Origin of the sequence: Streptomyces nanshensis (assembly GCF_001751255.1) — a bacterium.
GTDB lineage: Bacteria > Actinomycetota > Actinomycetes > Streptomycetales > Streptomycetaceae > Streptomyces > Streptomyces nanshensis_A.
In genome coordinates this window covers 1-10,001 of the sequence record NZ_LJGW01000418.1, presented here as the reverse complement: position 1 = coordinate 10,001, position 10,001 = coordinate 1, and the positions used below count along the sequence as shown (strand labels likewise).

Genomic DNA, 10,001 nt, shown 5'->3' with positions numbered 1-10,001 from the left:
CGTCGCCGCGCCGCTCGTCGCCGCCGTGGGCTGGATGGCGGGCGGCGCGGACGGTCCGCTCTCGCGGCGCGACCCCGTACAGGTGCCCGCGTTCGTCGCGGAGGAGAGCAACACCAGCGACCAGGCGCGCACCCTCGTGCTCTCCGGCGAGGCGGACGACGCCTCCCGCGCGCCCTCCGACGTCTCGTACTCGATCGTGCGCGGCTCCGGCGCCAGGCTCGGCGACGGGGACCTCGCGGCGGCGGGCGGCGACGACGCACGGCTGGCCCGTGTGGTCGCGAACCTCGTGGCCGGTTCCGGCGCCGACCAGACCGAGCAACTCGGCGGCTACGCCGTGCGGTACGTCCTCGTACGGGACGGCGCGCCCCGGCAGATGAGCCGGGTCCTCGACTCGACGCCCGGTCTGACGCGGCGCAGCCAGGAGGACGGCAGCGCGCTGTGGCGCGTGGACCGTCAGGTCTCCCGCGTCAGCGTCGTACCCGCGGGCGGCGAGAAGGGCGGCGGCGGGGCTGCGAAGGCGGACCCGGTGCCCGTACCCGCCGGACCGCTGGAGGTGCACACGCAGGTGCGGCCGGGGGAGGCCGGGCGGACCGTACGGCTGGCCGACGCCGCCGACTCCGGCTGGCAGGCCACCCTCGACGGCAAGCCCCTGACGCCGGTCACGCTCGACGGCTGGGCGCAGGGCTTCCGGCTGCCCGAGGGCGGCGGACGGCTGGACATCACGCATGAGACGAGCGGCGCGCACACCGTGTGGCTGTGGACGCAGGGCTTCCTGGCGCTCCTGGTGATCGTCCTCGCGCTGCCCGGACGCCGGCGCCAGGTGGACGACGATCTTCCGGAGACCGCGCCCGTGGCCGTTCCCGCGCAGGGAGTTCCCGGCGGCGGACGCCGGGCGCGCAGGCTGGCGGCGGCCGAGGCCGCACGTGCGGAGGAGGCCGGCGAGGTCCCGCGGGAGACCGCGCCGGAGTCCCCGGCGTACGAACCGGACGCGCACGAGGGCGCCGGGGTGCCCGCGCAGGCGGACCACAGACGGGAGTACGAGCAGGGCCCGTACGGGCAAGAGCCGTACGGGCAGGAGCCGTACGGGCAGGAGCAGTTCGCGGGCGGGCACGGAGCGGAGCACGGGCAGGGGTACGGCCAGGAGTACGGGCAGGATTACGAACAGCCCTACGCCGAGCGGCAGTTCGAGCCGTCCCCGTTCGACGCGCAGTACGGCTCCTCCGGTGCGTCCGCGGGCTACGGCACGCCCGGAGCCCCGGCGCCCGACCCCTCGTCCGCGCCGTACGAGCCGTCGCCCTTCGAGCCCCGGCAGCGCTACGACGAGGGCTACGGCGACCAGTACGACGGCCGGTACGGCGACGACGCTCACTCCGCGCGGCAGTACGACGACGGCTACTCCGCATCGCAGTACGACGCGTACGAGGGGCAGGCCGACCCGTACGGCTACGACCCGAGGTACGGCAACAGGAGCGATCAGCAGTGAACCGCACGAGCACGACCCTGATCGGCGCGGTCACGGCGCTCGCCGCCCTGACCGGCGTCGCGGCGCTGGCGGCACCCGGCGAGGACGCGACGCAGACGGCGGCGGCCGGACGCCGCCCGGTCGAGCGCTCGACGCTGGTCTGCCCGCAGCCCAGCGTCTCCGACGTGGCCGAGACCCGGTACACCGCCTTCGCCCCGAAGGGCGGCGAGGGCAAGGGCGGCGCCGAGCTGTACCCGGCGGAGAAGGCCGAGACCGGCGGCGGCGCGGACGACGGCGGCAAGGGGGACAAGGACAAGGGCAAGGGCAAAGGCAAGGGCGGCAAGAAGGACAAGAAGGACAAGGACGACAAGGACAAGGCTGCGGACGAGAAGCCGGAGAAGAAGTCCGAGCCGAAGCCCTTCGCCCCCCTGCGTGAGCCGGGCAAGCCGGTGACGGCCGAGGCGAGCGGCACCAAGTCCTCCGCTCTCTTCGGCTCCGCCGAGGGCCGGTTCGCCCCCGGCTGGACCGTCCAGCAGACGACGGACGTCGCCGTCGGCGCCGGCCGCGGCATCCAGGGCACCGCGTGCGGCGTCCCCGACACGGACTTCTGGTTCCCGGCCGCGAGCACGGACAAGGACCGGCAGGACTACGTCCACCTCACCAACCCCGACGACACCAGCGCCGTCGTCGACCTCAACCTGTACGGCAAGAAGGGCCGCGTGGACTCCGAGACGGCCGAGGGCATCACCGTCCCGCCCCGCTCGACGGTGCCCGTGCTGCTCTCCACGCTCACCCCGGAGCCGGTGACCAACCTCGCCGTCCATGTCGTGGCCCGCGCCGGACGGGTGGGGGCCCAGGTGCAGGCCGTCGACGAGAAGCTCGGCGGCGACTGGATCTCCTCCGTGACCGACCCCGCCCCGAGCGCCGTGCTGCCGGGCATCCCCGGCGATGCGACGGGCGTACGGCTCGTCGTCCTCGCCCCGGGGGAGAACGACGCGGATCTGAAGGTCAGGCTCGCCAGCCCCTCGGGCCAGATCGCGCCCGCGGGCCACGAGACGCTGCACGTACGCGCCGGGATGACGAACGCCGTCGATCTGAAGGACCTCACCAAGGGGCAGGCGGGTTCGCTCGTCCTCACGCCGACCGACGGCGGCGACGACGCGACCCCGGTGGTCGCGGCGCTGCGCGTGCTCCGCGGCGAGGGATCGAAGCAGGAGTCGGGCTTCATCCCGGCCACCGCGCCGCTGACCGACCGTGCCACCGCGGCCGACAACCGCGAGAAGGGCTCCCAGCTTTCGCTGATGGCGCCGGGCAAGTCGGTGACGGTACGGGTCACGTCGTCGGCGGGCAGCGAGGGCGGCAGCCCGGTCAGCAAGACGTACACGGTCAAGGGAAAGACGACCAAGTCCCTTGCCCCGCCTGCCCCGAAGGGCGTGAAGGGCGGTTACGCGGTGACCGTCGAGCGGCTCTCGGGCGGCGAGGTGTACGCCTCGCGGACGCTGGAGCAGAAGAAGGGCAAGGTGCCCGCGTTCACGGTGCAGACGCTGCCGGACGACCGGGGCAAGGTGCTGGTGCCGCACTCGGGGCAGGACCTGTCGGTCCTCACCGGCGACTAGACCCCGCTCGACTGCCGCCCAGCCGGGGCCGGTCGGGCGGCCGGGCCGTGAACTCGCCGCGCGGCGCGCGGTGTTGAAGTGCCGGGCGGCGCCGCGGGATGCTACGAGCCGTAGGGACAGACGTCGGCGGATCCGCGGGAGCAGGCCGGAATGAAGCAGGAGGGAGTGCACAACTCCTTCTCCGGCACGGCCACTTATGTGATCCAGGCGGGAAACGTCTTCGGCGACGTCCGGTTCGAGGCCGCTCCGGCGGAGACGCCGCAGGACGCTGCGGCGCGCGAGTTGGCCCGCGTCGTCCACGCCCGCTGGCGGGACGAGGCGGCGGCACGCGGCCTGGCGGACCGGGCGCAGCTCGCGGTGCGCTGGGAGGCCGACCGTACGTCCGCCGACCATCCGGTGAACGTGGGCGCCGCCGTACCCGTGCAGGGCGACGGGCTCGCCGCCCTGACCGCCGCCTATCGCTCCCTGCCCGCACGGCGGTTGGTGATCCTCGGCGCGCCCGGCGCGGGCAAGACCTCGCTCGCCACCCTCCTCCTGCTGGAGCTGCTGCGCGACTGGACGTGCGGTGAACCCGTCCCGGTCCTCGTCCCGTTGGGGTCCTGGGACCCGGACCGTGAGCATCTGCACACCTGGCTCGCCCGCCTCCTCCACGAGGAGCACGGCACGCGGCGGCTGGACCGTCGCCGTATCCGCGAACTGGTCCGGGACCGGCGGGTGCTGCCCGTGCTCGACGGATTCGACGAACTGCCCGCGCCCGCACGGACGAAGGCGCTGTCCGGCCTCAACCGCGCGCTGGCGGGCGGTACTTCGCTGATCCTCACCTCACGCACCGAGGAGTACGCACGGGCGGCGGAGGAGGCGGACGTCCTGGCGTCGGCGGCCGTCGTACGCGCCCGGCCCGTGCCCGCGGCAGCGGCGGCGGACTATCTCCGGCGTACGTGCCATCCCGAACGCCTCGGCCGCTGGGAGGAGTTGCTGTCCGCGCTGGCCTCCGGCGACGCAAGGCGTCCCGTGGTGCGTGCGCTCTCCTCGCCCCTGATGCTGTGGCTGACGCGCACGGTGTACGCGTCAGCGGAGGCGGCCCCGGGCGAACTCCTGGACCGCTCGCGCTTCCCCGACGCGGCGGCCGTCGAGCGCCATCTGCTGGACTCGCTGGTCCCGGCGGTCTTTGCGGACGGTCCCGCAGCGCCCGACGGGCCGCGCTCCGCGAGGAGTTGGGGACCGGCACGTGCCGAGCGCTGGCTGCGTTTCCTCGCCGCTCATCTCGAACGGCTGGGCACCCGCGAGTTCGCCTGGTGGCGACTGCACCGCGCGAGGCTGCCCGCGGTGCTCGGCGTCCCGGCGCTGTTCGCCGGTACGGGCCTTCTGCTGTTCGTGATGTCTGCGCTGACGGCCTGGTCCACCCAGGACGCTCTTCAGCGGCGGACCGTGGCCGAGGGCGCGACCGGGGCGCTCGCCCTCGCGCTCGTGGGCTGCATCGTGCACCGAGTGCTGCTGGCCACGCGGGGAGATCTGCCGCAGCGGCCGACCGGTCTGCTGCGCAGATGGCGCCCGCAGTCGGCGGCGGTGCTGGTCGTGGTCCTCGTCGTCGCGTCGGCGGTGCAACTCCTGCTCCAGGACGGTGCGTTGGCGATCCTCGCGATCGTCCTTCCGGGGCTGCTGATGCTCGTACTGGGCGTTCCCGCCGATCCGGACAGGGCGTTCGGGCCCGCCGAGCTGCTGGAGGAACAGCGCAGAAGCACCCTGCTGACGGTGTCGCTGGTCGCCCCGGCGCTCGGAGCGGTGGGCGCCGCCACGGCGGCGGGCACGGGCGCGGCGACGGCCGCCGCGACCTGGGTGGTGGGCAGCGTCGGCGCCGCGGGCACGATCCTCGTACTCAGCCCGTGGAGCCACTGGCTGCTCACCCGTGCCCTGCTCGCCTCGGTGGGCGCCCTTCCCTGGCGCCTGACGGGATTCCTCGGCGAGGCCCACCGGCTGGGCGTGCTGCGGCAGACGGCGGGGACCTGTCAGTTCCGGCACGCACTGCTCCAGGAACGGCTCGCCGCCCGGGTCGGCTGCCGGTGCTCCGGACGTTCGGCATATACGGACCGAACGGCACGTACGAACCGGTCGCCGTACGCGAACGGGGCGGCGGACGCGGGCAGTTCGGCGCGTACGGACCGTACGGACCGTACGGGCGGGGCGACCGCCGCCACCGAGCTCCCGGCGGACGTCAGGATCTCTGGACGCTNTACGTCCTGCCGTGGGGCCTCGCGGCGCTGCGCACGGTGCAGATGGGCGTCGAGCACGAATGGGGCGCGCCGGGGGTGTGGTTGCTCCTCGCGTTCCTGGTCCTGCTGCCCGTCGCGCTGGAGCTCAGCGAGCCCTCGGTCGCATGGGGAAAGGCCGAACTGCGCCTGAACGCCGAGCTGATCGAGGCGACGTCACGGAACCGTACGGTGTCCGTGCCGTGGACCGACGTCGCAGAGGTGGCCGTCCGCGAGTACGAGGAGACCACGGGCACGCGCCGCCTCCCGATGCTGCACCTCCGGCTGAACCCAGGGGCGTCCGCGGGTCCGGGCGTACGCACCGACGACGCGGGCTGGATCGCGCTCTGGCCGCTGGGCGAGGGGCCGCCGCCGGGAGAGCTCTCCCCCGAACTGCTGGACGCACTGGGCCTGTTCGCCGGAGACCGCTGGACCCCGCCGGTGCACCCGCCGGCATAGGGAGACGGGCCGGTACGGGTCGGGCCCCGCCGCGGGGCTATGTCATGCGCCGCCGGGGAGGCCCAGTTCGCCGGGGTCCACCAGCTCCCCCGAGGGCCCCGGGAGGGGTGCGCCCGAGGGCATTCCGGCGGCGACGAAGCTCTCGTACAACGGGCGCCAGGCCGATGCGAATTCGCCGTGCGGGCCGTGAGAGGGCTGCCCCGAGAGCCGCTTGCCGAGTTCGTCCAGGCACACCGTCCAGCCGGCGGCGTTGCGGGCGGCGGTGTTCCCGGCGTCCAGGACATTGATCAGCGTGAGGGTGCAGCCGCCGTCGTCCGACGGCTCGATGTGGAAGTGCAGTTCGTCCCCGGCCCAGGTGAACGCGAGGCGGTGCGGCGGCTCGTGGACGAGCACGGTGCCCGACGTCGGCTCCATGTGCGGATCGTCGCTGAACTCGACCCGTCCGCCCACGTGTTGCTCCATGCGCACCGCGCTGGGGAACCAGTGCGCCAGCTCTCCGGGCTCGGTGACGGCGGCCCACAGCCGCTCCGGCGGATGCGGGTAGCGGCGCCGGAAGCGCACCGCCGGGCGGCCCTCGTACTCGATGTAGCTTCCACGGTCCATGACGTGCTCTCCTGCCCGCGCGTGCGGCGTCCGCCGCTGTGCTGTCGCTGTGCTTCCTGACTTCTCTGACTTCCTGGCTTCCTGTCGCCGTCCTCAGCCGCCCCGCGTGCGCTTCGCGGCGCCGTCCCCGTCCCCGCGCCCGCCACCGTCGCCGTCGTCGCCGCGCTCCGCGGCGGCGGTCCGGTCGAGATGGCGGCCGAGTTCGTCGAGCCGCTCGTTCCACAGCCGCCGGAACGGGGCGAGCCACGCGTCGAGTTCGGCCATCCGCTCCAGGTCGACCGAGTAGATGCGCTGCTGCGCGTGTGTACGGACCCGCACCAGGCCCGCGTCCCGCAGCACCCGCAGATGCTTGGACGTGGCCGGCTGTGTGAAGCCCAGTTCGTCGACCAACTCGCCCACCGCGCAGGCGCGTACGCGCAGCACGTCGAGCATCGCCCGCCGACGGGGATCCGCCAGCGCCGTCCATGTGGCGTCCGTCACGGAAGCCAATATGCCCCCTCGCGTATATACCTGTCAAGGAATATAAGACCCGGCCGACCCCGGATCGAGTCGGCGTCATGGCCGTACTCGGCGCAGGGTGACGACCCGACGACACCGTGTATGCGGGACCGGTGCCGCCGCCCACCGGCCGGCGCCGGGATCATGGCTCTTTCCATCCGGTCTTCCGGCCGGACTCCGGCCGGACCGCCCTAGTCCTGCCCGTACCGCGGATCCACCGACTCCGGTGCCAGGCCCAGCAGTTCGGCCACCTGCTCCACGACCACCTCGTGTACGAGCAGCGCGCGCTCGTCGCGGTTGCGGGTGCGGATCTCGACGGGACGGCGGTAGATCACGATCCGGTCCGGATGTCCGCCCCCCGCCTCCGCGACCCGGCCCAGCGGCACCGTCTCGGTCTGCTCGTCCAGCTCGCCGTCGTCGCTGCGCGGGACCTCCTGCACGGCGAACTCGACGCCGGAGAGCTGCGGCCAGCGCCGCTCCAGCCTCCCGACCGAGTCGCGTACGAGATCGTCGAAGGCCTCCGACCGGCTGACGGCGAGCGGCACTTGGGGCGGCGCGACGGGGCCGCGCATGCCGCGTCCGTGACGGTCGCGACGGCGGGGGCCGTGAGCGTGGCCGGAGTCGCCGGGTCCGTCGTCCGGGCCGGGCTCGCGAGGCGGTACGGGGCTGTTCATCATCACGAGCGTAGCGGGCCGCCCGGCACAAAAGGGGGTCACGCGGACCGTCGCGGCCGTGTCACAGAGTGACCATTGTCAGGCTCTTTCAGGCCGCTTTTTCTCCGCGCTGCGATCGGTGATCTCGCACCACCCCGTCCGCTTCGCGGCGTCGGCCGACCGCTTCGCGCCTGATCCCCGACTCGCCCCGCACACAAGGGTGTCGGAGCCGGTGACTTCCCGCAGATCAGGTGTTTCCGGCCAACCGGGACGACACGGCGGAGTGACGTCAAGGAGAGTCGTCGCAGGCCGCTCAAGAGTGCGGTACGGTCCATCGTCGTGAGCCCTGTACGTCGCTGTTCGCGAACCGCCTGCGGCCGTCCCGCCGTCGCGACGCTGACGTACGTCTACGCGGACTCCACCGCGGTGCTCGGGCCACTCGCCACCTACGCCGAACCGCACTGCTACGACCTGTGTTCGGAGCATTCCGAGCGGCTGACGGCCCCCCGCGGATGGGAAGTCGTACGGCTCGCGGTCGACGCGGGGCCGCCCCGTCCGAGCGGCGACGACCTCGAAGCGCTCGCCAACGCCGTGCGTGAGGCGGCCCGTACGCCCCGGCGCGACCCTTCCGCCGCCGCGCCGTCCGACGCGGTCGGCGGCCCCGAAGGACGCGACTCCGACCCGATGGAGGTCGCGCGGCGCGGGCATCTTCGGGTGCTGCGCTCACCGGAGCAGTAGTCCGCGACGGACCCTCCGGCGTTCCCGACGCGTCCGACTGGCCCCGCTGACACGGGAGATCAGGTCCCGACGGGTAGATTTGGGCACTCGGCGTGCTGCCGCGCCGCCGGGCCGGACCGGTGAACCGGGCCGCCGGAGCGCGCAGTTGCCGCCGTCCGGGGACGTGCGGGAGCCGGAAGCGGCACCCCGGATCCCGCTGCGGAACCCGGAAGCCGGGGGAGAAGCCGGGGAGGGGTGCCCGGCTCCCGGGACTGCCGCCCGGCGCCCAACACCCCACAGCAAGACCGTGATTGAGGACTTCGAGGACCCAGGAGAGGGCCGGCCCGTGGCTGATCTGTCGGAGATCGTGAAGGCGTACGACGTTCGCGGCGTCGTGCCGGACCAGTGGGACGAAGCGTTCGCCGAGTTGTTCGGCGCGGCCTTCGTCCGCGTCACCGAGGCGTCCGCGATCGTCGTCGGCCATGACATGCGTCCCTCGTCGCCGTGGCTCTCGCGGGCGTTCGGACGGGGCGCCGCCCGACTCGGCGCGGACGTCACGGAGATCGGGCTGTGCTCGACGGACGAGCTGTACTTCGCCAGCGGCCGACTCGACCTGCCCGGCGCGATGTTCACCGCCAGCCACAACCCCGCGCAGTACAACGGGATCAAGATGTGCCGCGCCGGTGCGCTGCCCGTCGGCCAGGACACCGGGCTCGCCGAGATCCGCCAACTCGTGGAGAACTGGAGCGAGTCGGGACCGCCGAGCCCTGAAGACGGCGTCCCCGAGGGGCGGATCGGCCAGCGCGACGTGCTCTCCGACTACGCGGCGCATCTGCGGACCCTCGTCGATCTCACCGCCATCCGCCCGCTCTCCGTCGTCGTGGACGCGGGCAACGGCATGGGCGGGCACACCGTTCCCACGGTCTTCGAGGGGCTGCCCCTCGAACTGGACGCGCTGTACTTCGAGTTGGACGGCACCTTCCCCAACCACGAGGCCAATCCCCTCGATCCGAGAAACATCGTCGACCTCCAGCAGCGCGTACGGGAGACCGGCGCCGACATCGGTCTGGCCTTCGACGGCGACGCCGACCGCTGCTTCGTCGTCGACGAGAAGGGCGACCCGGTACCGCCGTCCGCGATCACGGCCCTCGTCGCGGCGCGCGAACTGGCCAAGTCCCCCGGCTCCGCGGTCATTCACAACCTGATCACGTCCTGGTCCGTGCCCGAGGTCGTACGCGAGCAGGGCGGCACCCCCGTACGCACCCGCGTCGGCCACTCCTTCATCAAGGCCGAAATGGCCCGCACCGGCGCGATCTTCGGCGGCGAGCACTCCGCGCACTACTACTTCCGCGACTTCTGGAACGCCGACACCGGCATGCTCGCCGCGCTCCACGTCCTGGCCGCGCTGGGCGGACAGCCCCGTCCGCTCTCGGAACTCGTCGCGGAGTACGACCGCTACGCCGCCTCCGGCGAGATCAACAGCCGGGTCGAGGACCAGGAGGGCCGCGCGGCCGCGGTCAAGGCCGCCTTCCAGGGCCGCGACGGCGTCGAACTCGACGAGCTGGACGGCCTGACGGTCACGTCCCGCGACTGGTGGTTCAACCTGCGGGCCTCCAACACCGAGCCTCTGCTGCGGCTGAACGTCGAGGCCCGCGACCGTGAGACGGCGGACGCGGTGCGCGACGAGGTCCTGGCGATCGTCCGGGCCTAGCCGGAGGATCCCGCCCGGGCCGGGCCCGGCCCGGGC

Annotated in this window: 8 protein-coding genes and 1 pseudogene; 6 read left to right on the top strand and 3 right to left on the bottom strand. The window is 73.3% G+C overall.

What is annotated here, in order from left to right:
• From AN218_RS37085 to AN218_RS37080, 4 genes and pseudogenes are all read left to right on the top strand, one after another.
• Window positions 1-1,483 (top strand): annotated as a pseudogene (locus tag AN218_RS37085) (family 2 glycosyl transferase); the annotation flags it as partial.
• Window positions 1,480-3,078, top strand: a complete 1,599-nt coding sequence (locus tag AN218_RS26230) for a DUF5719 family protein (RefSeq protein ID WP_070019524.1) — start codon at window positions 1,480-1,482, stop codon at window positions 3,076-3,078. The pseudogene AN218_RS37085 and the gene AN218_RS26230, both read left to right, overlap by 4 nt.
• A gap of 150 nt (window positions 3,079-3,228) precedes the next feature.
• The gene (locus AN218_RS26225) at window positions 3,229-5,478 is read left to right on the top strand and encodes an NACHT domain-containing protein (protein ID WP_070019523.1); all 2,250 of its coding nucleotides are present in this window, start codon (window positions 3,229-3,231) and stop codon (window positions 5,476-5,478) included.
• Window positions 5,391-5,783 carry a hypothetical protein gene (locus AN218_RS37080; protein WP_070019521.1) on the top strand — a complete coding sequence of 131 codons (393 nt, stop codon included), beginning with the start codon at window positions 5,391-5,393 and terminating at the stop codon, window positions 5,781-5,783. Before AN218_RS26225 ends, AN218_RS37080 begins: the two co-directional genes overlap by 88 nt.
• Window positions 5,784-5,825: 42 nt before the next feature.
• Here AN218_RS37080 and AN218_RS26215 read toward each other — a convergent pair whose 3' ends face one another.
• The 3 genes from AN218_RS26215 to AN218_RS26205 form a co-directional block, all read right to left on the bottom strand.
• Complete coding sequence (locus AN218_RS26215; RefSeq protein WP_070019519.1) at window positions 5,826-6,386, bottom strand: SRPBCC family protein; 561 nt, start codon at window positions 6,384-6,386, stop codon at window positions 5,826-5,828.
• Between the two features lie 93 nt (window positions 6,387-6,479).
• Window positions 6,480-6,866, bottom strand: a complete 387-nt coding sequence (locus tag AN218_RS26210) for an ArsR/SmtB family transcription factor (RefSeq protein ID WP_070019517.1) — start codon at window positions 6,864-6,866, stop codon at window positions 6,480-6,482.
• 209 nt (window positions 6,867-7,075) lie between these two features.
• Window positions 7,076-7,558 carry a metallopeptidase family protein gene (locus AN218_RS26205; protein WP_079132608.1) on the bottom strand — a complete coding sequence of 161 codons (483 nt, stop codon included), beginning with the start codon at window positions 7,556-7,558 and terminating at the stop codon, window positions 7,076-7,078.
• Window positions 7,559-7,876: 318 nt separating this feature from the next.
• Here AN218_RS26205 and AN218_RS26200 point away from each other — a divergent pair, with 318 nt between their 5' ends.
• Both AN218_RS26200 and AN218_RS26195 read left to right on the top strand, forming a co-directional pair.
• The gene (locus AN218_RS26200) at window positions 7,877-8,275 is read left to right on the top strand and encodes a DUF3499 domain-containing protein (protein ID WP_070019512.1); all 399 of its coding nucleotides are present in this window, start codon (window positions 7,877-7,879) and stop codon (window positions 8,273-8,275) included.
• Between the two features lie 325 nt (window positions 8,276-8,600).
• On the top strand, window positions 8,601-9,965 hold the full coding sequence (locus AN218_RS26195; RefSeq protein WP_070019510.1) for a phosphomannomutase/phosphoglucomutase: 1,365 nt from the start codon (window positions 8,601-8,603) through the stop codon (window positions 9,963-9,965).
• The last annotated feature ends 36 nt before the right edge of the window (window positions 9,966-10,001 follow it).